This is a genomic window from Mesorhizobium sanjuanii, assembly GCF_002529485.1.
GTDB classification, from domain to species: Bacteria; Pseudomonadota; Alphaproteobacteria; order Rhizobiales; family Rhizobiaceae; genus Mesorhizobium; species Mesorhizobium sanjuanii.
The window spans coordinates 1-25321 of the sequence record NZ_NWQG01000192.1 but is presented as its reverse complement, the minus strand read 5'-3'; the positions used below and the strand labels follow the sequence as shown (position 1 = coordinate 25321).

Below are 25321 nucleotides of genomic sequence, written 5' to 3'. Positions count from 1 at the left end.
TCCCGCCGGCGAAAGCGGCATTTCGTTACGATTTCATTTGCATGCAAATGTTTCCAGATCGACCGATCTGGAAACCGAAACGCTGTTTTCGCGAAATCCCTCAGATACATGCGCGGCGCATTAACCGCCGTCGAATGGCAGGCAGGAAATGACTTCCTGCCGCATTCGTCGAGGGAGATGAAGATGTCGATGTTTGGAACGCTCGGCCGCTATGGCGCCGCCATCAAGCATGCGCACAACAGAAGCAAGTCGATCCGCGCGCTCAACAGCCTGCCGTCCGAAATCCAGATGGATATCGGCTGGCCCGTGTCGCAGCGCGAGGACCCGCAGGCCAAGCTGGCGGCTCTGCTGTTGGGTTCGGCGCGCTGATGACCTTCGCCGACAAATGCAAATTGCTCGGCAAGCGCCGGAGCCATGATGCGGCTCCGGCGGCGGCCGACACCAGGCTGCGCGCCGCGCTGCTGCCCCGGCGCTGAGCGCACCGGACTTAGGCCACCAGCCAGATCACATCGTGTTGACACCGCGCAAATCTTGACATTCTGGACGAAGATACGATGTTCGGACTATGGGGGTTCTCTTAGTCGGCTCAGCCGAAGTCCGTGTGTCCGCATGCCCAGCTTGAAAAGCCACGTCGTGTCCTTCGTGCTCAGGCATAGCCGCAAGCAGGCGTTTTCCAGCCCGGAAAACCTGCAGCGCTGGATCGCCTATGCGCGCAGGACCGAGGACCACCGGCCGCCTGCCTCGCTGCATCAGCGCTTCGACATCACGACGCGCAGCGTCGGCGGTTTCCCCGTCTATGACATCGCACCCAGAACCGGTGACCTGAGGCGTATCCTTTACCTGCATGGCGGCGCCTATGTCTTCCAGATCACGTCCTATCATTGGGGGCTGATCGCCGAAATGGCCAACCGACTGGGCTTCGGCATCACCGTTCCCATCTATCCCATCGCCCCCGAACACGATTTCCACGCCATGTTCGGCATGGTCGGCGAGGTTTACCGGCAGATGCTCGACGATACGGAAGCCGAGGATATCATCTTCATGGGCGATTCCGCCGGCGGCAACATGGCCGTGGTGCTGACCATGATGGCAGCGGAAGACGCCCTGCCCCTGCCCTCGCGCCATGTGCTGATTTCGCCCGGCCTCGATATGTCGCTCGCCAATCCCGAAGTGTTCGAAGCGGAACGCAACGATCCGTGGCTGGGCATTTCGGGCGGCTTGGAGGCGGTCCGGCTTTACAGCGCCGGCATCGATCGCAGCGACTGGCACATCAGCCCGCTCTACGGCGACCTCTCGGTGCTGCCGAAAACGCTGCTTCTGACCGGCTCGCGTGATCTGCTCAGCCCCGACAATCTGATCTTCGCGAAAAAAGCACGTGCCGCCGGCGTCGAGGTGGAAGTCGTCTACGAGGAAGGCATGTTCCACGTCTGGCCGCTGGTCGACATGCCCGAGGCGCGACGAGCACGAGACAGCATCGTGGCGTTCTTGGCCGGCGAACCCCCAACACGTCGAGCCGAAGCCAGTTGGTGGCTGCAGGGCCAGATCGCGACGTAACCGCTCACGATCCGGTTGTAGTCGGTCGGATCAAAATTTTCCGGTTTCCCTGAACACTTCGAAGGTCGCGCGGATATGGTCGGCGACCGCTTTCACAGGCGCGCTGGCGTCCGGCGCCACCACCATGGCAAGGTTGTAGGTGCCGATATCAGGCATGCCGTCCTTAGGGCAAAGCTCGACCATGTCGTTGCCGAGGAAGGATTTCGGCAGCGGCGCCACCGCAAGGTCGGACATGATCGCAGCGCGCTGGCCGGCCGTATGCGCGCTCATATAGGCGATGCGGTAGTTGCGGCCCTCACGGCCGAGCGCCTCGAGGGCGCCAGCCCGCCAGGCACAGCCCTCTTCCCACAAGGAGACCGGCAGCGGCTCGCGCAGATGCGCGCAGCCACCCTTGGCGCCTGCCCAGACGATCGGCTCGGTCAGCAGCACTTCGGCGCCGAGGGCGCTGGTCTTGTAGGAATTGGTAAGCAGCGTGATGTCGAGCGCCCGGTCATCCATGCGCCGGCGCAGATTGCTGCTCTGGTCGATGGTGACGTCGACGGCGATCGATGGATGTGACTGCGCGAACCGCTTCAGCACATGCGGCAGGACGCGCTCGCCATAATCGTCCGGCGAACCGAGCCGCACCACCCCGACAATGTCGGGAATGATGAATTTCGACACCACCTCGCGGTTGATCGACAGCAGCCGACGGGCATAGCCGAGCAGCATCTCGCCATCCGTGGTCAGTGTCACCGAGCGCGCATCGCGAGCGAACACCGAGCGGCCGAGAATGTCCTCCAGCTTCTTGATCTGCATGGAGACGGCCGACGGCGTGCGGAAGACGGCATTGGCCGCGGTGGTGAAGCTGCCGGTCTCGGCGATCGCCACGAAAGTGCGCAGGACGTCGAGATCGAGCAGCGGCAGCGGATGATTGAGTGGGGCGTTCATGGGAACCGACCTTCAATTTTTCTGATGCAAACGATCATTCCATTTCGTTTGATTGAACATCACTTTGGGAGGATAGTCAACTCCATCGAAGCAGGGCGTATCGAAACCGGTCTTGAAACGACCATGACACGAACCTGCATTCGACACGAAATGAAGCTGAAACAAACCTTGTGTAGCGCTTCCCATGCACAGCGACCTGAAATCCAAACACGCAAAGGAGAACGAAATGTCTATCCTGTCGTCCATCGGTCGCATCGCGACCGAATTCAGCGAGGCCCGCGCCCGCTACCAGACCGAACGCGCCATCCACGCACTGCCGATCGAACTGCAGAAGGATATCGGCTGGCCTGAAGCCGCCGACACCAAGACCAGCACGCGCCATGGCGTCGGATCCTGGGCTGGTGGAGCGAAGTAAATCGTGTGTACAAAATGCTGACGGCCTGCCGCGCAACCCCGCCCGGCAGGCCTTTCTATTTTATTTGCATTCAAATGAGTTTTAGAGCCATGTCGCCATCGCATGGCGCATATGAGCAAGCCGCATAGCTGTCCATATCTTCAATTAATGCCTTGTAAATAATCGTAAATTTCGAGCACTCTGCCCAAATTTGTCGCATTCCGTGTCGCTTTTCATATCAAGTGCTTCGCTTTTGTCATTTAGTTTCCCCTCACGTAAGCCTATATCGGTGTCAGCAAACGAGCTGCCCCACTCCATCAAGCGAAGGCGACCCGTCTGAGCAACCGAATGGAGATGACAATGAAGCTTTTTGCCCGCCTCTTTACCCGCCGTGAAATGAACCTGACGACCGCGCTCGAGCGCCAGCGCCTAGCCAACACCATGCCCGGCCAGACCGGCGCCATGAATGCGGCGCGCCTCGGTTTCGTCGCCTGATCCTATAAGCTCGGCAAGCGGCACGCGCCGCTGTCATGCAGATGGTCTCACGCCGCTTCGGTCTCACCGGGGCGGCGTTTCATTGTGCACCCAGGCGCATCTTCTCAATCCGGCCGCATGTCGATCGTTCGCCGCATAGTGATTGCCCATTTGCGACCCGTGTCGCAAATAAAGTCTTCCCGCTGCCTCCTAGCCAATTGACAGGAAAGGTTTTTCCTGATGACGCTATACTGATCGCGACATCCTGTTCGCGCCATCGCAGCGTGAGGGTTCCCCTGTGAACGTCGTAAAGCATCCGGTCAGGCGATCGTTTGTGTTCTTCCTGGTCCCCGATTTCACCATGATCGCCTTTGCGACGGCGCTCGATCCGTTGCGCTCGGCCAACCGTATGCTCGGCTACGAAGCCTATCGCTGGCGTCTCGCCAGCATCGACGGCAAGCCGGTGCGCGCCTCGAACGGCGTCGAATGCGCCGTCAACACTTCGCTCGAGGAAGAGCGCAAGAAGATGTCCGGGCCGGAGCGACCGAACATGGCGATCGTCTGCAGCGGCATCAATGTCGAGCGCTACCAGAACAAGTCGGCCTTCGCCTGGCTGCGCGAGGAATACAATCGCGGCGTCGCTGTCGGCGGCCTGTGCACCGGCGCGCATATACTGGCCGCCGCCGGCCTGTTGTCCAACAAACGCTGCGCCATCCATTGGGAAAACCTGCCCGGCTTCTCCGAGGCCTTCCCGAAAGCCAATGTCTTTGCCGACCTCTTCGAGATCGATCAGAATGTCTACACCTGCGCCGGCGGCACCGCCGCGCTCGACATGATGCTGAAGCTGATCGGCGACGATTTCGACGAGAGCCTGGTCAACCGCGTGTGCGAGCAGGTGCTGACCGACCGCGTGCGCAGCCCGACCGACCGCCAGCGTCTGCCGTTGCGTGCCCGCCTCGGCGTGCAGAACTCCAAGGTGCTGACCATCATCGAACTGATGGAGGCGAACCTTTCCGAGCCGCTGTCGCTGATCGAGATCGCCGACCATGTCGACCTGTCGCGCCGCCAGATCGAGCGTCTGTTCCGCACCGAGATGGGCAGATCCCCTGCCCGCTATTATCTGGAGATCCGGCTCGACCGGGCCAGGCACTTGCTGATCCAATCGTCGTTGCCGGTGGTCGAGGTGGCGGTCGCCTGCGGCTTCGTCTCGGCCTCGCATTTCTCCAAATGCTACCGGGAGCTCTATGCGCGCTCGCCGCAGCAGGAGCGCGTCGACCGCAAACAATTGCTGGCGGCTTGAGCCCCTGGAGCATGATCCCGAAAAGTGGGAACCGGTTTTCGGAAAAGATCATGCTCAAGAGATAGAGCCCCTCCGCGATTCCATCGGGATGGAACAGGCTCTAGCGGCTGTCGAACATAAAACTGCGGTCGCGCCACATTTTCTCGCCGACCTGGCAATCGGTGACTGGTCTGTCCTGCGCCAGCACCACCGGCGGAAGCGCCGCCTCATTCGCCGCCCATTGCGGCGAATCGCGCCCGGCAAGCTCCAGCACCAGCTTGCGGCGGATCGCCTCGGGAAATTGCGTCCACTCATTCACCGGGATCATGAACGCGCCCGGCCCGCCGATGACGCAATCGGTATAGTAGCGGTCGAGATCATTGACGTCATAGACGCTGGTGAAGCCGCTTCTGGTCATCAGCGGCAAGCCATTGATGGTGATGCCTTGCTTGACCAGCTCGTCGCGGATGATGTTGACGGGACCGCCCTGATTGTTGGGGCCGTCGCCCGAAACATCGATGACCCGCTTGACACCCTGGAAGCCGCTCTCGGCGAAGAGGTCGCTGGAGAATTCCAGCGCCCCGGAGATCGACGTGCGCCGGGCGCTGTTGGGCGGCTGGGCGGAAAGCTGTTCGACCACCCGCTCGGCGTCGGCGCGATTGGCGATCACCGTCCACGGCACGATGACATACTGCGAGGTCGTGCCGGCCCATTCGACATAGGTGACGGCGATCTTGCCATGAGCGCCATCGGCGATGGCCTGCAGCACGTCGTCATGCGTCAGCGCCGCCGCATAGCCGTGACGCTGGATCTCGAGTTCGTCCGGCGACATGGACAGCGAAACATCGACGGCCAGCACCAGCTCGATGTCGACGGGCTCGTCCGCAAGCGAAGCAGGCGCGAACCCAAGCGTGAACACCAGCGTAGCGCTTGCTAAGAGAAGCTGTCTTGCATGGGCAAAAGCAGACATACCGCAACGTAAGCGAGAATCAGCGCGGCACAAAGAGAAAAGCCCGGTCGACAGCCGGGCTTGCCCGCTCACATTTTTGCGACGGCAAGCCGGTCCGCACCGGCAGCCGATCGCCAGGCGGAAGCTCGGAGGCTCAACTGCGCGGCTTGAGGTTCTCCGGGTCGTAGAGCGGCTTGTAGCCGACGGCGGCGACCTCGACCGGATAGATCTCGCCGAAATATTCGACATTGAGTTTGCGGCCTTCTTGGGCATAGGCCCAAGGCAGATAGGCAAGACCGATATTCTTGCCGATGGTCGGGCCATAGGCCATCGATGTGGTAAAGGACCGGCGGCCGAGCTCGTCGACCAGTGTCTCTCCGGTCTTTGGGTCCATCACCGGCATCGTGCCGACGGGATAACGGGCAACACCCTTCGCATCGACATTGTTCGTCATGACCAGCGTGCACAGCATCGCCGGCTGATGCTCGCGGGCGCGGTACTCCACATGCCTGGCCTTGCCGCAGAAATCATTCTCCTTGACCTTCGGACGGGCGAGATCGGCTTCCAGCAGATTGTACTCGGTCAGCAGGTCGGCGTTCTGCAGCCGCAGGCTCTTTTCCATGCGCCGCGTGTTGGCATAGGTCTCGACGCCAAAGGGCATGACGCCGGTCGAACGCAGCGCGTCCCAGACGGCAAGCCCGTCCTCGTAGCGCATATGCAATTCCCAACCCTGCTCGCCGACATAGGAGATGCGGAAGGCGGTGACATCCTTGCCGCCGATCCTGACCGGCTTGATCGCAGCGAAAGGGAAATTCTCCTGCGACAACCCTTCAGGATTTTCGACCACTTTCTGCAGCGTCGTACGCGCATTCGGACCCCAGATGCCGATGGTGACATATTTCTCCGTCACGTCGGTGATGGTGACATCAAAACCCTTGTCCTGCGCGGTGCGCTGCATGTAGCGGAAATCGCGCGGCCCGGCGTCCGCGCCGTCGATGACGCGGCAGCGGTCCGCCATGCGGATCACGGTAAAGTCGGCCCGCACCATGCCCTGCTCGTCGAGGAAGTGGGTGTAGATGCCCTTGCCGATATTGTTGTCGCCGCCGATCTTGGCCGCGCACAGCCATTCCAGCAACGCCACATGGTCCGGCCCTTCGACGTCATACATGGAGAAATGCGACAGGTTGACGATGCCGCAATCCTCGCTCATGGCGAGATGTTCGGCATTGGAAACGCGCCAGAAATGCCGGTTGTCCCACTCGTTTTCGCGCACCGGCACCCGGTTGCCGTACTTCTCCAGAAGATGCTCGTTGGCGGCGTAGCCATGCGCGCGCTCCCAGCCGCCCAGCTCCATGAAATAGCCGCCGAGTTCCTTCTCGCGTTCCCAGAACGGCGAGCGCCTGATGTTGCGGCCCTTTGAAAAAGGCTCACGCGGATGCACCGCCGGATTGTAGACCTTCATCGCCGTCTCGGTGCAGCGATCCCAGATGAACTGCTCCTTCGTCTGGTGGGGATAGAAACGTGCGTAGTCGATGGCGTGATGGTCGATCGCCGTGCGGCCATCGGTCATCCAGTCGGCGATCAGCTTGCCCATTCCGGGACCGTCCTTGACCCAGATGGCAACGGCATACCAGAGGCCCCGCACCTTCTGGCTCTCGCCCATGGACGGGCCGCCATCCGCCGTCACCTGCAGCAGGCCGTTGAAGGAATGGCTTTCATTGTAGCCGAGTTCGCCGAGGATCGGCGTCAGTTCCATGGCGCGCTCGAGCGGCGCCAGGATCTGCTCCATGCCGAGGTCGCGCTGCGAGGGCGAAAGCCGCGCCTGGTCCTTCTCCAGGAGGTCGCGCGGATGGCAAAGGCGCGGATTGGTCTCTTCGTAATAGCCCCATTCGATCTGCCCGCCCTCGGCGGTCCTGGGGTCGCCGGTGTCGCGCATATAGGCCGAGTTGCCCTGGTCGCGCAGCAGCGGCCAGCCGATCTCCTTGCCGGTGCCGGCGAACTCGGTGTACGGCCCGAAGAAGGTCAGCGGATGGTCGATCGGCATGACAGGCAGGTCCTCGCCGACCATCTCGGCGGTCAACCGGCCCCATATGCCTGTGCAGACCACGACATGATCGGCCATGATCGTGCCACGGTCGGTAACGACGCCCTTGATGCGGCCGTCCTCTACGATGAGCGACCTGGCCGGCGTGTTGGCGAATGATTTGAGCTTGCCCGAGGCCTCGGCCTGGTCGACCAGCTTGCCGGCGACGGTCTGCGAGCGCGGGATGACCAGGCCGGCATCGGGATCCCACAGGCCGCCCTGCACCATCTCTTCTTCGATCAGCGGGAATTTCTGCTTGATCTCGGCCGGCTCGATCAGCCGAGCGCGTGTGCCAAAGGCCTTTGCCGAGGCGATCTTGCGCTTGATCTCTTCCATGCGGGCGTCGTCGCCGACGCGTGCGACTTCGAGTCCGCCGATGCGCGCGTAATGGCCCATCTTCTCGTAGAAGTCGATGGAGTAGAGCGTCGTCCAGCAGGACAGGAAATCATGGCTGGTCGTGTAGCAGAAGTCGGAAGCGTGCGCCGTCGAGCCGATGTCGGTCGGGATGCCTGACTTGTCGATGCCGACGATATCGTCCCAGCCGCGCTCGATCAGGTGATGGGCGACCGACGCGCCGACAATGCCGCCCAGCCCGATAATGACGACCTTCGCCTTTTCCGGAAACCCTGCCATTGCCCGCGACTCCAAAGTGGTAAAGCGGGCGCCCGGCGCCCGTTTGATCGGCGCACAATATGCAGGCGAGGGCCATCCCGCTACCGCCTGTTTGCGACACGCTGCAGGTTCGGCGCGACCCGATAAAGTCAGCTGCCTTCGAGGGGCGCGGAGCTATCCCTCAGGCGAACGCCCAGATGTCCTCGGCCTGGAAGCCGACCTGGTAGCCGGCGGTCTTCAACTTGACCACGACCTGGCCGATCTCCGGGGCGGGCAAAGCTCCGACCTCGACCTTGATCATGCCTGGACGGTAGCGCTGGAGATCGAGCTGCTCGAAGACGATCCAGTCGGCCCCTTCGCAATCGACGAGGAAGGCATCGATATGGGTGACGCCGTTGCGGTCGAGCAGCGTCTGCAAAGTCTCCGACGGCACCTCGATATCCCTGAGATGCGGCGCGAACTTGTTGAAGTTTGCGTCGGCCTCGCCCCAGGCATTCTTGCCCGACATCAAATTGGTGTCGGTCACCGACGAGCAGCCGATGAACTCGAGCGGCAGCGTGCCGGCCTCGAGTGCCGCGGCATCGAAGGTGTGGACCGTGATCGTCCCCTTGGTTCTGGTCACCGCGACTGGTTCGATGGTGAAGCGCTCAGTGTCCGGGTAATTGGCACGCAGCCGCTTCTGGTTGTACGGGATCGGCTCGACCAGCATGGCGCGAGCGCGCGGGATGCGGTGCAGCCAGGGCGTCACGTCATCGAACAGCGCGCCATCGCAGGCACCGACATTGACCATCTGAAACGGCCTTTTTGTCCCGCCTAGGCGCGCCTTTAGCGCAGCCTTCGCCAGGAACTTCGTGCCGCGCAAAGACGGACTGCGGTCGAGGACGCCGGTGGGAAGACCGAGCGACAGGGCGATGCGCGCCAGGCTGGAAACAGAACTCATGGCTTGTCTCCAGCGATGACGTGCGATGGCGCGGGGCCGCGCCCTTTGGCGCTCGCCGACGCCCACAACGCCATGAATGGGCCGGCGAGCAGCAGGAAGGGCGGGATCAGGTTAGGAAAGTAGATGCGGGTGTCATGGATCGGGAAGACGGTGAACTTCGCCAGCACGCCGAGCACGAGCGCCGCAAACAGGATACCGGCGCGACGGTCGAGCCTGAAGCCGGCGCGGCTCGATGCATACCAGCCCGCCAGCGCCAGCACCGAGACGCCGACCCAACTGTTCAGGCTGATGGCCCGAACCACGGAAGCGGCAAATGCCTTGAGGTAGGCGACAACCGAGAATGGCGGCTCGAAACCATCCATGTTGTAATGCTGCTCGATCGAAGAGAACCACAGATGCGGCCACCAGCCGGGATGCTGGGCCCAGTGCGAGATTGCGAAATAGGCCACAAGCGAGGCAGCAAAGCCGGCCAGCGCGCCCCACGTCTTCTGCTGGAAGACGACCAGCAGCACGGCGAAAACAGCAAGGAAAACAATATTGTCGGGCCGCGCCATGAAAGCGAGGAAGAGCAGGACTGCTGTCGCCACCTCGCGTCCGCGCGTGTAGGCAAAGAGCCCGCCGAGGAATAGCGCCGAGCACAGGAGATCGGGCGTCGATGCCCGCGCCGCGTCGCCGAAATCGGCCATGATCAGCACCGCGCCGAGAACCGGCGCCAGCGCCAACGCGCCCTCGGAACGCAACCAGAGCAGCGCGATCGTGCCGAACAGCAGCACCGAGAACACCTGCAACAGCCGCATCGCCTCGACCGGCGACATCACCGAGCTCATCGTCGACAGGATCTCGGCATAGAGGAACTTGATCCGGTACATGCCGAGCAGCGAGTGGAAGTCCGCAGCGTTCCCGGCCATATGGCTGCGGAAGCCGCCGCCATCGTCGGTCAGTGTCTTGTAGTCGCCCGCCGACACATCGGCCTTGACCGTACCATAGGCATAATCATGCAGCGCCTGCGCATCGGGATAGGTGCTCTCCTCGGCGATCGCGAGATAAGGCAGCATGTCCCAATTGGCGTCGGGCGTGAACCACGCCGTCGCCGTCGTCAAAAGGATGTAGAGCGCGAAGGCCGCCGCCCCGATGGGTGCTGCCAGCCGCGCATAGGTCCCCTCGCCCCACGCCAGGCCGGCACCGGTGAACCGGTCGAGCAGGTTTGTCGGAGCGGGAGACCTGGTCAGCATCGTTTCGCTCGGGGAACTTTGACTCAGCGGACTTGGCTTTTGACGAAGTCCTTCACGATCGACACGATGCCGCGCGCCAACAGGCTGTCGAGTGCCTCGATGAAGCGGTCGACATGTTCGCGCTGGCAGATCAGCGGCGGTTCGAGGCGAATGACGTTGCGGTTGTATTCGGTGAAGGCGACGAGCACGTCGTAATCGCGCAGCAACAACGCGCCGACGAAGCCGGACAGCGACCCTTTCAGCTTCTCGTCGAGCACGCTGACGACCGGCCGCAACACCATCGGCAAGGTCTGCGAGAAGTCGTGAAACTCCAGCCCGACCATCAGGCCCTTGCCGCGTACATCCTTGATGATCTTCGGGTATTTTTCCCTGAGCGCCTGCAGGCGTTGCAGCAGGTAGTCGCCGGTGGCGGCGGCGTTGTCGATCAGCCCCTCGTCGTAGAGTACGTTGAGCGCCTCGATCGAGGTAACGCAGGCCTCGCCCATGCCGCCGAAGGTGGCCATGGCATGGATCATCGCCGTCTTCGGCGTGCCATAGGCCTTCATGTAGATTTCGCGCCGGGCGATCATGGCGCCTACCGCCGCCTTGCCGCCACCGAGCGACTTGGCCAGCGCCGTCACGTCGGGAATGACGCCGTAATGCTCGAAGGCATAGAAGCGGCCGGAGCGGCCATAGCCGCACTGCACTTCGTCAGCCACCCACAGCACGCCATACTGGTCGCACAGCGCGCGCAATTTCTGCCAATATTGCGCCTCTGCCTGGATGATGCCGCCGCCGCCCTGGATGGTTTCGAGCACGATGACGCCGATCTCGGGATCCGTGCGGAAGGCGCGCTCGACCGCCTCGAGATCGGCGAACGGAATGCGCACCACATTGTCAGCGACCTTGAAGTCGGCGCGGTAGAGCTGGCCGTCGGTGATGGCCAGCACGCCCTTGGTCTTGCCGTGGAAGGAATTCTCGGCATAGACGACCTTCGGCCGCTTCGGGCCGGCGGCGCGCTCAGCGAGCTTCACCGCCGCTTCCATGGCTTCCGAACCGGACGAGCCGAGGAACACCATATCGAGGTCGCCGGGTGAGCATTTGGCGATGTTGTGGGCCAGGGCCGCCGCATATTGCGACATGAAGGCGATGGCGATCTCCTGCCGCTTCTCCTCCTGGAATTTGCGGCGCGCCTCGAGAATGCGCGGATGGTTGTGGCCGAACGCCAGCGAGCCGAAGCCGCCGAAGAAATCCAGGATCTTGCGGCCGTTCTGGTCGATATAGAACATGCCTTCGGCGCGCTCGATCTTGATCTTGTGGAAGCCGAGCAGCTTCATGAAGTGCAATTGGCCGGGATTGAGATGCGCCTTGAACAGGTCGGTCATCCGCGCCAAATCCATTGCCTTGGCCTGTTCGACGCTGATCAGGTCTGGCTTAGCGATAGTGTCCGGCGACAGCGCCGGTGCGCTCACCACAGTGCGCGCTTTTGTGTGTTCCGGCTTGGCCATCACGGTCATCTCAAGAAATCCCTTGTTCGGCAGGCGCCGTTATTCGGCGGGCACATGTTTGGCGGCGACGGCATGGCCGTCCTTCTTGGCGCGGTATTCGCTGTAGGCGGCGATCAGCATGTCCTCGTCGCGATATTGCGGCACCCAGCCGAGCTGACGCTCCGCCTTGGACACGTCGAGCACGCATTCCTCGTCGGCGATCAGATATTGTTCCGGATCCATGATTGGCAGGTTGAGCAAGTCGAGCAGGTCGAGCGTGCGCTTGACCGCCCAGCCGGGCGTCGGGATCAGGATCGACTTCGAGCCGGCATGCTTGATCAGGTCGCCGAGCAATTTCTTGACCGGCGGCGGGTTGAGGGAACCCAGATTGTAGGCTTCATTGGGCACACCGGCCTTCCAGGCGGCGCGCGCCGCCTCGGCGCAGTCGAACACCGAGATGAACTGATAGGGATTCCTGCCCGACCCGATCATCGGCACCGGAAAATTCCAGTCGATCAGTTTGAACAGTTTTTCCAGGATGCCGAGCCGGCCGGGGCCGATGATGAGGCGCGGGCGAAACAGCGAGATCGACATGCCGCGCCTGCGCCATTCGGCGGCCAGTTCCTCGGTCTTCTGCTTCGACCAGCCATATTCGCCGAGCGGCGCGACCGGATGCTCCTCGGTCATTGGCTGCGTGACCGTGTGGCCGTAGATCATGTCGGTCGTGTAGTGGACGAGCTTCCGAGCGTCGGCCTTGTCCATTGCCTGCATGATATGCTCGGTGCCATGGAAATTCACCGGGAAGAAAAACTCGTGCCGCTTGGCCCGCACCTGGATCGGCGACAGCATCTTGGCCGACAGATTATAGACCATGTCGTCGGCCTTCAGCCCGACCGAAGCAACCGAGGCCGGATCGGTGACATCGCATTTGACGTGGCGGACCGAACGGTAGTGCGGCAGATCGCTTTTGGCGATATCGGCGACGACCACTTCCTCGCCATCGGCAAGAACCTTTGGAGCCAGATGGCGGCCGACGAAACCGTCACCGCCGAAAATCACATGTCTCATCGAACGATCTCGTTTGCGTGAATCTTGTCGGAGGCGATGGAAGCTGTCTGGTCCTCATGCTCTCGACCACTCTGCGCTATCAGCACCGTGCCGACGCAAATGAAGGCGATGCCGGCGATGCGCCAGGCATTGAGATCTTCGCGGAAGATGAAATAGGCGAAGATTGCAACCGCGACATAGGCAAGGCTGAGGAACGGATAAGCGAAACTGAGCTCGACCTTGGACAGCACATAGAGGTGCGAAGCCATCGAGATCACGAAAGTGCACAGGCCGAGGAACACCCACGGGCTGAACACGATCTGCAGCATCTTCAGCAGCGGATTGACCCCCTCGAACGAAACCGGACCGAGCGACATCATGCCTTGCTTCAGCATGAGCTGCGCGGCGGCATTGGTCATGACCGTGAACAGAATGAAGACGATATATTTCATGTTCTTCCCACCAACCCTTCAGCTCTCCTATTACAAACCTGCAAATATTTCGTGAAGCAACAAGAGTGTTCCCGGTAAACCTGACGTTATCAAATAATTAACTACGAATTATTCGACTTTTAGCTATTCAGCTGCCTCGGCAGTATCCCCTTGTTCTTCGAGCTGTTGCGCCGTTCGGGCCCAGAAACTCGACATGAAGGCAGGATCTCGGATCGCTTCGAGGCGCTGCCATTTTGGAAACGAGGCGGCGAAGATGTCGGCGCCCATGCGGGCGTCCTTGTAAGGATTGACCGCGCCGCCGGCTTCGACGGTGATGCGGTCCAGCTCCTTCAACAGCGCCAGCGTCGCCTTGCCACGGTTGGGAAAATCCAGTGTCAGCGTGAAACCCGGCCGCGGGAACGACAGCAATGCCGGTGAGCGGACCGTGCCGAAGCGCTTCAAGACCGTGAGGAACGAGCCCTGCCCGGCCCGCCTGGCCGCCGCAAACAGATCCGGCACGACCCGGCGCGCGACATTTTCCGGCACCACGCTCTGGTGCTGGAAAAGCCCATTCGGTCCGTAGAGGCGGTTCCAATTTCCGACGCCGTCGAGCGGAAAGAAGAAACCTTGATAGCCGACGTGGCGCGGCGCATTGGACCGGCCTTTCTTCCACCGGTAGGCAGCGTTGAAAACGTTCAGGAACGGCCGGTTGAGCACGTTGAACGGCGGCTGGAAGGGCACCGAATAACTGCCGCCGGCCGGCCACGCCGCATGCGAGCCATGCTCGGCATGATTGCCGGTGAACAGCAGCCCGCGGCCGCTGCGATGACCGCCGGCAAGCTGGTCGATCCAGGCGACGGCATATTCGTTGGCCATATCGGCCGCTTCGGCAAGTTCGAAAAATTCGCCAAGGTTGCGGAAAGGCGTCGCCGTCTCGACGATGTCGAGCGATGGCACCCGCATCAGCCGGATCGATGCGGACAAGATCAGGCCGGTCAGCCCCATGCCGCCGATCGTCGCTGCAAACAACCGTGCATTGTCGGTGGCCGAGCAATGATAGGTTTGCCCGTCGGATCTGAGCAGGGTCAAGGATTCGACATGGCAGCCGAAGGTGCCGCGCCGGTGATGGTTCTTGCCATGCACGTCATTGGCGATGGCGCCGCCGAGCGTGACGAACTGGGTGCCCGGAACGACCGCCGGAAAGAAGCCATAGGGCGCCGCGTGGGCGATGATGTCGGACAGAAGCGCGCCGGACTCGGCTTCGATCACGCCGGTTTCGGCATTGAAGGCACGGATGCGGGCCAGCGGCCGCATGTCGACAAGCGTGCCCGCTGCATTCTGGCACGAATCGCCATAGGAACGGCCATTGCCATAGGCGAGCAAGGCGCCTTTCTTGGCTTTGCGCTGCTTCAGCAGCCCGATGCCGTCACCCGCCGAAATCACACTGGGTGCCGGCGGCGTGGCGAGACCAAAGCTCTGAAACCGTTCCCCGGCCATGTCTACAGGCTTCCAGCGACCAGCAGCACGGCGCCGATGAGCACGACGATCTGGCTGCGCCAGTCGCGGATGATGAAGACGACCGGATCGTCATGCATCTCGTCGCGGCGGGCCAGTATCCAGACGCGTATGGTCAAATAGAGCACGATCGGCGCCAGCGGCCAGACCAGCCAGGGGTTCGGGTAAAGTTCGCGCACCGCGGCACTGTCCATATAGAGCGCCAGCACCAGTGCCGAGGAGAAGGCCGAGGCCATTCCCGCCTGGGCGACGATCTCCTGGTCCTCGGTGCGGTAGCCGCGGCCGGCAATTCGCTCACCGGCCGGAATGGCGGTAGTGCGCAGCTCGACAAAGCGCTTCACCAGCGCCAGCGACAGGAAGAAGAAGATCGAGAAGGCGAGCAGCCAGAACGAGACATCGACGCCGGTCGCCGCCGCGCCCGCCAGGACACGCATCGTGTAGAGACCGGCCAGCGTCAGCACGTCGACCAGGAGCATGCGCTTGAACGACAGCGAATAGGCCGTGGTGATGACCATGTAGCCCAAAAGCACCCCGAGGAATTCCCATCGCAGCAGGCACGCGGCCCCGATGCCGATCGCCAGCAGCAGCGCCATCGACCCGAGGCCGAACGGGATCGACAACGCGCCGCTGGCGAATGGCCGGTCGCGCTTGGTCGGGTGTTTGCGATCGAGCGCGAGATCGAAGAAATCGTTGAGGATGTAGATGGCCGAGGCCACCGCGCTGAACGAGACGAAGGCCAGCAGGCATTCCCAGATCATGTCGGCGTTGAAGTATTCGTGCGACAGCACCATCGGCACGGCGATCAATGAGTTCTTCAACCACTGATGAACGCGCAGCATCTTGACGACGGTTTTGAATGTCGGCTTCGGCGCCGGCATCATTTCGGCGCTGTGCACGGCCTGCCAGCGCGCGGCCTGGCGGTCGGGCGCGACGACGATCGCCGTACGCGCGGCGTCGAACACCTGGAGGTCGTGCCGGCTGTTGCCGGCATAGTCGAAGCCGCCGTCGCCATAGGCGGCGACAAGCGAGGCGCGCTTTCTGCCGGAGGTCATGTTGTGCGGACCATCGGTCGCCAGCACGCGATCGAAGATCCCCAGATGCGCGGCGATCGCCTCGGCGAACTTGCGCGGCGTGCCGGTTGCCAGCACGACCTGGCGGCCCTCGCCATGTTCGGTGCGAAGGCGCTGCAGCAGCACCTCGCGATAGGGCAACGATGCGGGATCGATATCGATGCGTTGGGCGATTGCCTGCTTCAACCGCGCCGGGCCGCCGGCGAGCCAGAACGGCACCAGAAAAATATAGAGGGGGTTCTTCTTGAGAAGGATGAACAGCCCTTCCCACAACAGGTCCGTCGCGATCAGCGTGCCGTCGAGATCGACCGCAAGCGGGATTGCGTTCCTGTCAGACCGCGCGTCCATTTTTCGTTGCCCTGCCTGGCGCATGACCCCCGAAAACTCCGATCTTCGGAAAGGATCATGCGCAGATCCAAAAACCTCGCGCCGCGTTCGGCGTCTTCGCGTCTGGTTTAGCGGGGAACGGCGTAGTGAACGTTAAAACGCCCGGTTGCAGCATGCCGGCCGGATGGTATTTCCAGCGTCATTGTTAAACAATTGCTACTGGAAACAATAAAAGGCCGGGCAATTGCCCGGCCTTTGCAAGAGATACCGCCAGAGTTTACTTGATACGGGCGACACCGCCCGAAATCTCGACCGTTTCGGAGCCAGTCAGGGCTTCGAGGTCACCATTCGGCAAGGTGACGAAACAGCCGTTCGGGCAAAATTCCACGGTTTCGCCGGCGGCCAGTGCCAGCTCGGTCTTGCCGCCGCCTTCGGTTACGATCAGCGTGCGGGTCTCGGCGTCCTTGTTGACCGCACTGGCCGCAAAGGCCGAACCACCCACGGCAAGAAAAGCGATGGCGGCAACGACAGACTTCCACATTTGCAATATCGGTGTTTCCACCGCCTCTGTTGCATTTCGCAAGGCATTCTCGCCCTTTGCATGTGAGCTTATATGACATGGAAGCTGAACAGCAACTGAATGCCGCATTCATGCCGCAATCGACGGGATCAGCCCGGATCGGGCCTGCGACCCTTGCGCCGGCCCTTGGGTGTCTCGGCAGCCTTTGTCCTGACAAGCTCGCGCTCGGCAAACTCAGCCTCGATCTTGTCGTCGTCGATCGGCCATTTCGCCAACGGTGCTGCCGCCTTGACGTGAATGTCGCGCTGCGGGAACGGGATTTCGATGCCTTCTCGCCTGAAGGCGTCGAGAATGGCGAAGCGGATGTCGTTCTGCACGATCACGCCATTGGCGACGTCAGCGAGAAAGACCCTGATCTCAAAGTTCAACGACGAGTCCGCCAATGCCGCGAACAGTACGAAGGGTTCCGGGTTCTTGAGAACGAGTGGATGGCTGCGAGCAATATCAAGAAGAATCTCGTGGGCGCGCCTGGCGTCCGAACCATAGGCGACCCCAACCGGAATTTCGATGCGCCCTAATTTATTGCGATGCGTCCAGTTGCCTACGGGGCCGTTGATCAGATCGGAGTTGGGCAGGATCACCGATTGCCGCTGGAACGTCTCGATCTCGGTGGCGCGCACGCTGATCTTCTTGACCGTACCGGACACCTGGCCGGCGACGATCCAGTCGCCGACCTTGAACGGCCGCTCGGCCAGCAGGATGAGGCCTGAAACGAAGTTGGAGACGACGTTTTGCAGACCAAAGCCGATTCCCAGTGAAAGGGCGCCGGCAACAAGCGCGAGGTTGGACAGGTCGATACCCGCCGCCGAGACGCCGACCAGTGCCGCCAGCGCGACGCCGGCATAACCGACCGCCAGCCGGATCGAGTTGCGCACGCCGGTGTCGACCTTGCCGCGCGCCATGACCGAGCCGTCGAGCCAGCCCTGGAACCAGCGCGTCAGGAAATAGCCGATGATGAAAACGACGATGCCGGTGAGGATGCCGGTGACCGAGATCGTCACCGAGCCGATGGTGATGCCGGTGGCCAGCTTGTAGGCCCAGGCCTGGATGTCGCCGGGCTGGAAGCCCCACATCAAAAGGATCAGCGGCAGGAACACCAGCACGATCATGATATTGATGGCGATGCTGACGACCAGGCCGAGCTGGTCGAGGGCTGCATCCTCATAGCTGGAATTGGCCGAAAGCCAGCGCCCGATCGAAGTACTGGCGAAACCGCCTTCCTCGCCGATCTCCCGGGCAGAGAGGAAGCCTATATAGGCAGTGATCAGGATCGTGCCGGTGACGACGACCTGCCGAGAGACGAAAAAGCCAAGGCCGATATAGCCGAACAGCGCCGCCGCGATGGTGAAGAGACCGAGCACGATGGCAGTGTAGCGCAGCCACGCCGGCCAGGGACGCCAGCTTCCGTCAGGCGCCTTGAATGGTCTGAGCAACGCCATCAGGATCAGGATGACGCCGACGATGATGGTGGCGACAAAGCTTCTGGCGATGGTCAGCGACAGCGGCGATCCCATATTGTCGTTGACGACCGACAGGAAATTGTTGAAGCCGATGACCACCGCCATGGCGGTCGTCAGCCGGACCAGCCAACGCGCCGGACCCGTTTCTACAGGTATCAGCCGCCAGTTCGGCAGCCGCGGCTCAAGCGCCGCATTGGTCAGCCGGTTGACGCAGAACACTACCGCGATGACGGCGGCCAGGGCATTCAGGAACACCCCGATGTCGCCACGCAACACATTGTAATAGTTGAAAAAGAAAACCGTCGAAGCGAGGAAGACGCCGACCGCCAGCGTCGGCAGCAATGTCGACCAGAACGCCACCGACAGCCGGCTGAGATAGGACGGATCCTCAACGGAGGGATCCGCTTCGAAGATACGTCCAAACAGCCGCCGCCCGCCGACAAAGAGTACTGCGGCGAGTACCAGCGCCATCAAGGTTGCGGCAAGGACGGCCTGGAACTTGAACTTGATGGCGAAGGTCAGCCAGGATGATACCGCCCTATAGAGGCCGGTATATTCATTCTGGGCGTCGGAGAACACTTGCGGGCTCAGCGCGTCGGACAGTTCATAGTGCTTGGTCAGCACATTGCGAAAGAGCGCGCTGCGCATGGCGCCGATCTTGTCGATCAATCCGCTGATGCGGATCGACAAATTTTGCGCGCTGGCGATGATGGCGTTGATCTCGGCCTTTTCGGCCGCCAGGGCCCCGCGCTCGCTGGCGACGATCTCGGGCTCCGGCGGCTGACCCTCCGCTGGCGGCGCGCCCAGCACCTCGATACGGGCATTGATGTCGGAGAGACGCGAACGGAACGCCAGCGCACTGGTCAGTGCGGCCCGCGACATCTCCTCCAGTTGCAGGCGGATATCGACGAGGCCGGCGTCTTCCTCGCCGTCCTGCTGCATCTTCTTCTCGAGGTCGTCGGTCTTCGCCGACAGATCCTGGATGGCCTTCTGCTGCTCCGCGATCAGCGCGGTGGAGCCCTGGTCGATCACCTGCGCCATCGCTTCGAACGGCGGCGCCGCCGACACGACGACCAGCGCAAGGATCAGAACCAGGCGGAGCAATCTGAAAAACATGATCTGTTGGCGACTCGCGAACGGCAATGCAGCGCTGAAAACGCATCCTTGATAAAGACGCTCATATCACGGGGCAAGCCATCGCGCCCGCCGCGTTTTCGGAGTCGGCCAGTCGAAAAGCGATGGCGCAATATTGGCTTTGCGCTGATGGCCTGCTCTATAGTCTGCCGCATCGCCCACGAAGGATGACAAAAAGAATGGCGGAATATTCGGCGTTTTCGCTTCTCAAAAACGCGCTCACCGGCAACAAGGACTGGAAGCCGGCCTGGCGTAAGCCGGACCCGAAGGCATCCTATGACGTGATCGTCATCGGTGGCGGCGGCCATGGCCTGTCGACAGCCTATTATCTCGCCAAGGAGCATGGCATCACCAATGTCGCGGTGCTGGAGAAGGGCTGGCTGGGATCAGGCAATGTCGGTCGCAACACCACGGCTGTGCGCTCCAACTATCTGCTGCCCGCCAATACGCGCTTTTACGAACATTCGATGAAACTGTGGGAGAACCTCTCGCACGACCTCAACTACAACGTCATGTTCTCGCAACGCGGCTGCCTGAACCTCGCGCACACGCCCGCCCAGTTCGATGATCTTGCCCGGCGCGGCAACGCCATGCGCCATCTCGGCGTCGACGCCGAACTGATGACGACGGCCGATATCGCGCGCCTTGTCCCGGCGCTCGACGTCTCCGGTTCGGCGCGTTTCCCTGTTATCGGCGGCCTGATGCAGCGGCGCGCCGGCACGGCCCGCCACGATGCGGTCGCCTGGGGCTATGCACGTGGCGCCGACCGGCGCGGCGTTGACATCGTCGAGAATTGCGAGGTCACCGGTTTCCTGCGCGATGGCGACCGCATCACAGGCGTCACGACGACGCGTGGCGAGATCCGCGCCAAGAAGGTGGCGCTCGCCGTTGCCGGCAGCACCGGGCGCGTCATGCAGCTTGCCGGCATCGACCATATGCCGATCGAGAGCCATGTGCTGCAGGCCTTCGTCTCTGAATCGCTGAAGCCGATCATCGACACGATCCTGACCTTCGGCATGGGACACTTCTACATCTCGCAGTCGGACAAGGGCGGCCTGGTCTATGGCGGCGACCTCGACGGCTACAACAGCTACGCCCAGCGCGGCAGCCTGCCGATCGTCGACGAGGTGATGAGCGAGATGCTGGCGCTGTTCCCCGGTCTCGCTCGCGTGCGCATGCTGCGCTCCTGGGGCGGCGTCTGCGACATGTCGATGGACGGCTCGCCGATCATCACCACCGGCCCGCTGCCGGGCATGTATCTCAATTGCGGCTGGTGCTACGGCGGCTTCAAGGCAACGCCTGCCTCCGGCTGGTGCTTTGCCTGGACCATCGCCAAGGACGAGCCGCACGAGTTCAATGCGCCCTTCACGCTCGACCGTTTCTATCGCGGCCTGGTGATCGACGACAAAGGCCAGGGCGCGACGCCTCGGATGCATTAGGTAGAAGAAATGCTGATCACCTGTCCCTATTGCGGCCCGCGCGACGTCATCGAATTCAGCTATCAGGGTGACGGCAACCGCGCGCGCCCTCAGCCCGCTTCGCAGAACCTCGATGCATGGAACGCCTATGTCTACGACCGGCTGAACCCGGCTGGCGACCACAACGAGATCTGGCAGCACTCCGGCGGTTGCCGGGCTCATCTGAGGGTCGTGCGCAACACGCTGACGCACGAGATCTCCAGCACCACCTTTGCGCGCGGCGACCACAAATCCGCAGCGCGGCACAAGGCGGAGGGCAAATCATGAGCCCGCGCCGCAGCGATGCCGGCGGCCGGATCGACCGGCTGCGCACCATACGCTTCATTTTCGACGGGGCGCCCTACACCGGCCATGCCGGCGACACGCTCGCTTCGGCGCTGCTGGCCAATGGCGTCAGCCTGTTCGGGCGCTCGTTCAAATATCACCGTCCGCGCGGCGTGCTCAGCGCTGGCGTCGAAGAGCCGAACGCCCTGGTGACAGTGCTGCGCGGCGAGGTTCGCGAACCCAACATCGCCGCGACCATGATCGAGATCTATGACGGGCTGACGGCCGTCAGCCAGAACCGCTTCCCTTCGCTGTCCTGGGATGTCGGCGCCGTCAACCAGCTTGGCGGCAAGGTGCTGTCGGCCGGCTTCTACTACAAGACCTTCATGGGACCGGTGTTCGGCCCGCTCAAGGGCACGCGCTTCTGGATGTTCTGCGAGCATTTCATCCGCCGCGCCGCCGGCCTCGGCCGCGCCGGGACTGCTCCCGACACGGCGCGCTACGAGCGCATGAACGCATTCTGCGACGTTCTGGTGGTCGGCTCCGGCCCGGCCGGGCTGATAGCCGCCAAGGCCGCGACCGATCAGGGCGCACGCGTCATCCTCGCCGAGCTCGAGCCGCATTTCGGTGGTTCGGCCAACTGGTCAGGCGAGGTGATCGACGACATGCCGGCCGCCGATTGGGCGGCGCGAACCGCCGGCCAGCTCGAAGGCCATGACAATGTCCGCCTGCTGCCGCGCACCACGGTGTGGGGCTATTACGACGGCAACACGCTGGCTGCGCTCGAACGGGTCACCGACCATAAGGAAACCCCCGGCAAGGGCGAGCCGCGTCATCGCTACTGGACCATTCGCGCCAAGACGGTGGTGCTGGCCACCGGCTCCTTCGAGCGGCCGCTGGTGTTTCCCGGCAACGACCGGCCCGGCGTGATGCTGGCCCATGCCGCCGAGCGCTATGCCAATGAATATGGCGTGCTGCCGGGCGACAGGATTGCGCTGTTCACCAACAATGACAGCGCTTATCGCGCAGCCCTCGCGCTGAAGAAGGCAGGTGCCGCGATCGTTGCCGTTGTCGACGTGCGCCCGGAGCTTTCGAGCGAGATGCGCGAGCTCGCAGGCGAAGCGGAGGCCGAGATCCTTTCCGGCCACGCCGTGGTCGCCACCGAAGGCGGCAAGGCGCTGTCAGGCTTCAAGGTGCAGCGCTTCGACATGGAGAGCGGCGCTTTGAGCGGCGATGCGCGCAGCATCCATGCCGATTGCCTGCTGATGTCGGGCGGCTGGTCGCCGACCATACATCTCGCCAGCCAGGCCGGCGCCAGGGCGGAATGGAATGAAGCGTTGCAAGCTTTCCTGCCACCCAAGCCGACACAGAAATGGATCGGCGCCGGTGCCTTCAACGGTCATTTCAAGACCCTCGAAGCAATATTGGACGGCCGCAACGCAGGCCTTTCGGCGGTCGGCGCAACAGGCACGCCGATGGCGTACCCGAGTATCGAATCCTTGCCTGGCGACCCTCGTCCGGCGCCGGTCTTCGAGATCAAGGCGGCCGGAAAAAGCTTTGTCGATTTCCAGCACGATGTGACGGCGGAGGATGTGCGGCTGGCACATCGCGAAGGCTTCATCTCCGTCGAGCATCTCAAGCGCTACACCACGCTCGGCATGGCGACCGACCAGGGCAAGAACTCCAACATACCTGGCCTCGCCATCATGGCCGAGGCGCTGGGCAAGCCTATCCCGGAGGTCGGCACGACACGCTTTCGCCCGCCCTATTCCGCGGTGTCGATCGGCTCGCTGGCCGCGGAACGCTTCGGCGACATCAAGCCCGAGCGGCTGACGCCGATGCATGACTGGCACATCGCCAACGGCGCTACCATGTATGCGGCCGGCCTCTGGTATCGCCCGATGATCTACGGGCTTTCAGGCGAGACGATCGAGCAGGCCTATGTGCGCGAAGCCAAGGCGACGCGCGAAAGCGCCGGCATCGTCGATGTCTCGACGCTGGGCAAGATCGCCATGCAAGGTCCCGATGCGGCCGAGTTCCTCGATCGCGTCTACACCAACATGTTCTCGACGCTGGCCGTCGGCAAGGCGCGTTACGGGCTGATGCTGCGCGAGGACGGCCTTGCTTTCGACGATGGCACCACATGGCGGCTCGGCGAACAGGACTTCCTGATGACCACCACCACCGCCAATGCCGGCAAGGTGATGCAGCATCTGGAATACTACCTTGACGTGATCTGGCCGGAGTTGAAAGTCCATGTCACCTCGGTGACCGACGAATGGGCGGGCGCCGCCATCGGCGGCCCAAAGGCGCGGGCAATTCTTGCCGCTTGCGTCACCGGCACCGCCGTCGACAACGCCACCTTGCCCTTCATGGGCATTGTGCGTGGCAAGATAGCGGGCGTGCCTGTCATGATCTGCCGGCTCTCCTTCTCCGGCGAGATGGCCTTCGAGGTCTATTGCGGCGCCGGCTACGGCACCCATGTCTGGGAAGCGCTGGTCGAGGCCGGCAAGCCGTTCGGGCTGGTTACCTACGGGCTCGAGGCGCTGGGCACGATGCGCATCGAAAAGGGCCATGTCACCGGCGCCGAGATCGACGGCCGCACCACGGCGCGAGACCTGCATCTCGACTGGATGCTGTCCAGGAAGAAGCCCTTCATCGGCTCGGCGATGATGGATCGCGAGGGCCTGATCGCGCCCGACCGCCTCGAGCTCGTCGGCCTGATTGCGCTCGACAACCGGCCGCTCAACGGCGGCGCGCATGTCGTGGAAGTGCTCGACGAAGCCAATCCGCACGATTCCATCGGCCACATCACGGCCTGCTGCTATTCGCCAGCGCTCGGCAAACACATCGCGCTGGCGCTGATCAAGGGCGGCAAGGCAAGGCACGGCTCGCGAGCCTTTGTCTCCGATCCGCTGCGCAACCGGTTCGGGCCGATCGAGATCGTCTCCAACCACTTCTACGATCCGGACGGGAGCCGCATGCATGGTTGAGCGCCAATCACCGCTTGAGCCAGTGCTACATGCCGGCTCGCACGGCAATTTCGAGCATGGCGTGGACATTATCCTGTCCGAAACGCAGCCGGGATCGATCGTGCAACTCGCGGCATGGCCAGGCGAGGAGAAGAAGCTGATATCGGTCATCCGCACGGTCACCGGCCTTGCCCTGCCCGACGGCGCCGGCGGCGGCAGCACCGATGGTGCAAGGTCGGTATTTGGCTTTGCGCCGGGGAAATTCACCGTCGTCGACGAGGCAGAAGGCCTGGTCTCGGCCTTTGCCGGCGCCGTCACTCCGGCGATCGGCACGGTGACCGACCTGTCGCATGGCCGCACCGCGATCCGCATCGCCGGACCGAAGGCCGAATGGGTGCTGGCGAAGTTCTTCGCCATCGACTTCGCGCTGCCGGCCTTCCCGGTCGGCGCCGGCCGTTCGACCGTGCATCACGATGTCTTCGCGCAGATCCAGCGCACCGGCGCCGACCAGTTCGACATCTACATGTTCCGCTCCTTCGCGCGCTCGTTCTGGAAGGCGCTCTGCCATGCCAGCGAGGAAGTCGGCTACGAGGTGCAATAACAGGCTGACCGCTTGGCACTATGGACTGACACAACTGCTGCTTGAGCCTTGGGCCAGCCGGGAGGATAGATAGAAATCACGGGCTCTTGTCGGGGCAAGCGCCCGTTCAGGCAACCGGTTCGACAATATCCTTCCATGACCGCGGAGACTTCGGCGACAGCCACAACCCGCTTTGCCCCGGCGGGCGAGGCGTCGATGCTTTTGCCGGCGACGGTGGCCTGTGGCGTCTTCATGACCAGCCTCGACCAGAATGTCGTGGTGACCGCGCTACCCGGCATCGGCGAAAGCCTGGCCCGGCCACCCAGCCAGCTTGGCCTTCTGATCACCGTCTATGTCGCCAGCCTGATCATTTCGATGCCGGTCGGCGGCTGGGCCGCGGACCGCTTCGGCCTGCGCAACGTCTATTGCTTCGCCTTGCTTGTCTTCGCCACCGCCTCGGCGCTATGCGGCCTGTCCGGCGACCTCTGGACGCTGGTCGCCTCGCGCGCCTTGCAAGGCTTTGGCGGCGCGCTGATGGGAACGCTCGGCC

The 25321-nt window shown here is 62.6% G+C and carries 22 protein-coding genes; 10 read left to right on the top strand and 12 right to left on the bottom strand.

The genetic code is table 11. The features are described 5' to 3' along the window. Positions 1-183 precede the first annotated feature (183 nt). Both CN311_RS25330 and CN311_RS25325 read left to right on the top strand, forming a co-directional pair. Positions 184-369 (top strand): hypothetical protein, encoded by a 186-nt coding sequence (locus CN311_RS25330; RefSeq protein WP_097576404.1) that lies wholly within the window; start codon positions 184-186, stop codon positions 367-369. A gap of 240 nt (positions 370-609) precedes the next feature. Then, on the top strand, positions 610-1554 hold the full coding sequence (locus CN311_RS25325; RefSeq protein ID WP_097576401.1) for an alpha/beta hydrolase fold domain-containing protein: 945 nt from the start codon (positions 610-612) through the stop codon (positions 1552-1554). Positions 1555-1584: 30 nt separating this feature from the next. Here the strand turns inward: CN311_RS25325 and CN311_RS25320 are convergent, their stop codons facing one another. Continuing rightward, positions 1585-2484: a LysR substrate-binding domain-containing protein gene (locus CN311_RS25320; protein ID WP_097576400.1), complete on the bottom strand. Its 900-nt coding sequence runs from the start codon at positions 2482-2484 to the stop codon at positions 1585-1587. A gap of 226 nt (positions 2485-2710) precedes the next feature. Here CN311_RS25320 and CN311_RS25315 point away from each other — a divergent pair, with 226 nt between their 5' ends. From CN311_RS25315 to CN311_RS25305, 3 genes are all read left to right on the top strand, one after another. Next, the gene (locus tag CN311_RS25315; RefSeq protein WP_097576403.1) at positions 2711-2899 is read left to right on the top strand and encodes a hypothetical protein; all 189 of its coding nucleotides are present in this window, start codon (positions 2711-2713) and stop codon (positions 2897-2899) included. A 339-nt stretch (positions 2900-3238) separates the two neighbouring features. Then, on the top strand, positions 3239-3373 hold the full coding sequence (locus CN311_RS33705; RefSeq protein ID WP_097576402.1) for a hypothetical protein: 135 nt from the start codon (positions 3239-3241) through the stop codon (positions 3371-3373). A gap of 340 nt (positions 3374-3713) precedes the next feature. Beyond that, the gene (locus CN311_RS25305; RefSeq protein WP_425351098.1) at positions 3714-4652 is read left to right on the top strand and encodes a GlxA family transcriptional regulator; all 939 of its coding nucleotides are present in this window, start codon (positions 3714-3716) and stop codon (positions 4650-4652) included. 100 nt (positions 4653-4752) lie between these two features. Here CN311_RS25305 and CN311_RS25300 read toward each other — a convergent pair whose 3' ends face one another. The 11 genes from CN311_RS25300 to CN311_RS25250 form a co-directional block, all read right to left on the bottom strand. Next, positions 4753-5601: a DUF1194 domain-containing protein gene (locus CN311_RS25300; RefSeq protein ID WP_165779840.1), complete on the bottom strand. Its 849-nt coding sequence runs from the start codon at positions 5599-5601 to the stop codon at positions 4753-4755. Positions 5602-5734: 133 nt separating this feature from the next. Beyond that, on the bottom strand, positions 5735-8296 hold the full coding sequence (locus CN311_RS25295) for a GcvT family protein (RefSeq protein WP_097576397.1): 2562 nt from the start codon (positions 8294-8296) through the stop codon (positions 5735-5737). A gap of 160 nt (positions 8297-8456) precedes the next feature. Next, positions 8457-9215: an FkbM family methyltransferase gene (locus tag CN311_RS25290; RefSeq protein WP_097576396.1), complete on the bottom strand. Its 759-nt coding sequence runs from the start codon at positions 9213-9215 to the stop codon at positions 8457-8459. Further along, positions 9212-10447 carry a hypothetical protein gene (locus CN311_RS25285; RefSeq protein WP_097576395.1) on the bottom strand — a complete coding sequence of 412 codons (1236 nt, stop codon included), beginning with the start codon at positions 10445-10447 and terminating at the stop codon, positions 9212-9214. Before CN311_RS25285 ends, CN311_RS25290 begins: the two co-directional genes overlap by 4 nt. 23 nt (positions 10448-10470) lie before the next feature. Then, positions 10471-11943 (bottom strand): aspartate aminotransferase family protein, encoded by a 1473-nt coding sequence (locus CN311_RS25280; protein WP_097576394.1) that lies wholly within the window; start codon positions 11941-11943, stop codon positions 10471-10473. A 30-nt stretch (positions 11944-11973) separates the two neighbouring features. Beyond that, positions 11974-12981 (bottom strand): NAD-dependent epimerase/dehydratase family protein, encoded by a 1008-nt coding sequence (locus tag CN311_RS25275; protein ID WP_097576393.1) that lies wholly within the window; start codon positions 12979-12981, stop codon positions 11974-11976. Beyond that, the gene (locus CN311_RS25270) at positions 12978-13412 is read right to left on the bottom strand and encodes an EamA family transporter (protein ID WP_097576392.1); all 435 of its coding nucleotides are present in this window, start codon (positions 13410-13412) and stop codon (positions 12978-12980) included. The genes CN311_RS25275 and CN311_RS25270 overlap by 4 nt, the downstream gene beginning before the upstream one ends. A gap of 123 nt (positions 13413-13535) precedes the next feature. Next, complete coding sequence (locus CN311_RS25265) at positions 13536-14888, bottom strand: FAD-binding oxidoreductase (protein WP_097576391.1); 1353 nt, start codon at positions 14886-14888, stop codon at positions 13536-13538. A gap of 2 nt (positions 14889-14890) precedes the next feature. After that, on the bottom strand, positions 14891-16324 hold the full coding sequence (locus CN311_RS25260) for a UbiA family prenyltransferase (RefSeq protein ID WP_097576390.1): 1434 nt from the start codon (positions 16322-16324) through the stop codon (positions 14891-14893). A gap of 256 nt (positions 16325-16580) precedes the next feature. After that, positions 16581-16844, bottom strand: a complete 264-nt coding sequence (locus tag CN311_RS25255) for a hypothetical protein (protein WP_006335571.1) — start codon at positions 16842-16844, stop codon at positions 16581-16583. Positions 16845-16972: 128 nt separating this feature from the next. Next, on the bottom strand, positions 16973-19459 hold the full coding sequence (locus CN311_RS25250; protein ID WP_097576389.1) for a mechanosensitive ion channel family protein: 2487 nt from the start codon (positions 19457-19459) through the stop codon (positions 16973-16975). 197 nt (positions 19460-19656) lie between these two features. Here CN311_RS25250 and CN311_RS25245 point away from each other — a divergent pair, with 197 nt between their 5' ends. The 5 genes from CN311_RS25245 to CN311_RS25225 all read left to right on the top strand — a co-directional run. After that, a complete protein-coding gene (locus tag CN311_RS25245) occupies positions 19657-20916 on the top strand; it encodes a sarcosine oxidase subunit beta (protein ID WP_097576388.1) in 1260 nt (419 codons plus the stop codon). A 9-nt stretch (positions 20917-20925) separates the two neighbouring features. Continuing rightward, positions 20926-21222, top strand: a complete 297-nt coding sequence (locus CN311_RS25240; protein WP_097576387.1) for a sarcosine oxidase subunit delta — start codon at positions 20926-20928, stop codon at positions 21220-21222. Next, positions 21219-24212: a sarcosine oxidase subunit alpha gene (locus CN311_RS25235; protein ID WP_097576386.1), complete on the top strand. Its 2994-nt coding sequence runs from the start codon at positions 21219-21221 to the stop codon at positions 24210-24212. Before CN311_RS25240 ends, CN311_RS25235 begins: the two co-directional genes overlap by 4 nt. Further along, positions 24205-24792 (top strand): sarcosine oxidase subunit gamma, encoded by a 588-nt coding sequence (locus tag CN311_RS25230; protein ID WP_097576385.1) that lies wholly within the window; start codon positions 24205-24207, stop codon positions 24790-24792. The genes CN311_RS25235 and CN311_RS25230 overlap by 8 nt, the downstream gene beginning before the upstream one ends. A gap of 135 nt (positions 24793-24927) precedes the next feature. After that, positions 24928-25321, top strand: a 394-nt coding sequence (locus tag CN311_RS25225; protein ID WP_115504271.1) for an MFS transporter, incomplete at its 3' end; no start/stop codon positions are given.

Coding starts and splice junctions, on each gene's coding strand:
- CN311_RS25265 (WP_097576391.1), bottom strand. CDS start 14,888: ATGGCCGGGGAACGGTTTCAGAGCTTTGGTCTCGCCACGCCGCCGGCA.
- CN311_RS25320 (WP_097576400.1), bottom strand. CDS start 2,484: ATGAACGCCCCACTCAATCATCCGCTGCCGCTGCTCGATCTCGACGTC.
- CN311_RS25315 (WP_097576403.1), top strand. CDS start 2,711: ATGTCTATCCTGTCGTCCATCGGTCGCATCGCGACCGAATTCAGCGAG.
- CN311_RS25330 (WP_097576404.1), top strand. CDS start 184: ATGTCGATGTTTGGAACGCTCGGCCGCTATGGCGCCGCCATCAAGCAT.
- CN311_RS25290 (WP_097576396.1), bottom strand. CDS start 9,215: ATGAGTTCTGTTTCCAGCCTGGCGCGCATCGCCCTGTCGCTCGGTCTT.
- CN311_RS25270 (WP_097576392.1), bottom strand. CDS start 13,412: ATGAAATATATCGTCTTCATTCTGTTCACGGTCATGACCAATGCCGCC.
- CN311_RS25230 (WP_097576385.1), top strand. CDS start 24,205: ATGGTTGAGCGCCAATCACCGCTTGAGCCAGTGCTACATGCCGGCTCG.
- CN311_RS25280 (WP_097576394.1), bottom strand. CDS start 11,943: ATGACCGTGATGGCCAAGCCGGAACACACAAAAGCGCGCACTGTGGTG.
- CN311_RS25235 (WP_097576386.1), top strand. CDS start 21,219: ATGAGCCCGCGCCGCAGCGATGCCGGCGGCCGGATCGACCGGCTGCGC.
- CN311_RS25305 (WP_425351098.1), top strand. CDS start 3,714: ATGATCGCCTTTGCGACGGCGCTCGATCCGTTGCGCTCGGCCAACCGT.
- CN311_RS33705 (WP_097576402.1), top strand. CDS start 3,239: ATGAAGCTTTTTGCCCGCCTCTTTACCCGCCGTGAAATGAACCTGACG.
- CN311_RS25295 (WP_097576397.1), bottom strand. CDS start 8,296: ATGGCAGGGTTTCCGGAAAAGGCGAAGGTCGTCATTATCGGGCTGGGC.
- CN311_RS25275 (WP_097576393.1), bottom strand. CDS start 12,981: ATGAGACATGTGATTTTCGGCGGTGACGGTTTCGTCGGCCGCCATCTG.
- CN311_RS25260 (WP_097576390.1), bottom strand. CDS start 16,324: ATGGACGCGCGGTCTGACAGGAACGCAATCCCGCTTGCGGTCGATCTC.
- CN311_RS25300 (WP_165779840.1), bottom strand. CDS start 5,601: ATGTCTGCTTTTGCCCATGCAAGACAGCTTCTCTTAGCAAGCGCTACG.
- CN311_RS25325 (WP_097576401.1), top strand. CDS start 610: ATGCCCAGCTTGAAAAGCCACGTCGTGTCCTTCGTGCTCAGGCATAGC.
- CN311_RS25250 (WP_097576389.1), bottom strand. CDS start 19,459: ATGTTTTTCAGATTGCTCCGCCTGGTTCTGATCCTTGCGCTGGTCGTC.
- CN311_RS25245 (WP_097576388.1), top strand. CDS start 19,657: ATGGCGGAATATTCGGCGTTTTCGCTTCTCAAAAACGCGCTCACCGGC.
- CN311_RS25285 (WP_097576395.1), bottom strand. CDS start 10,447: ATGCTGACCAGGTCTCCCGCTCCGACAAACCTGCTCGACCGGTTCACC.
- CN311_RS25240 (WP_097576387.1), top strand. CDS start 20,926: ATGCTGATCACCTGTCCCTATTGCGGCCCGCGCGACGTCATCGAATTC.
- CN311_RS25255 (WP_006335571.1), bottom strand. CDS start 16,844: ATGTGGAAGTCTGTCGTTGCCGCCATCGCTTTTCTTGCCGTGGGTGGT.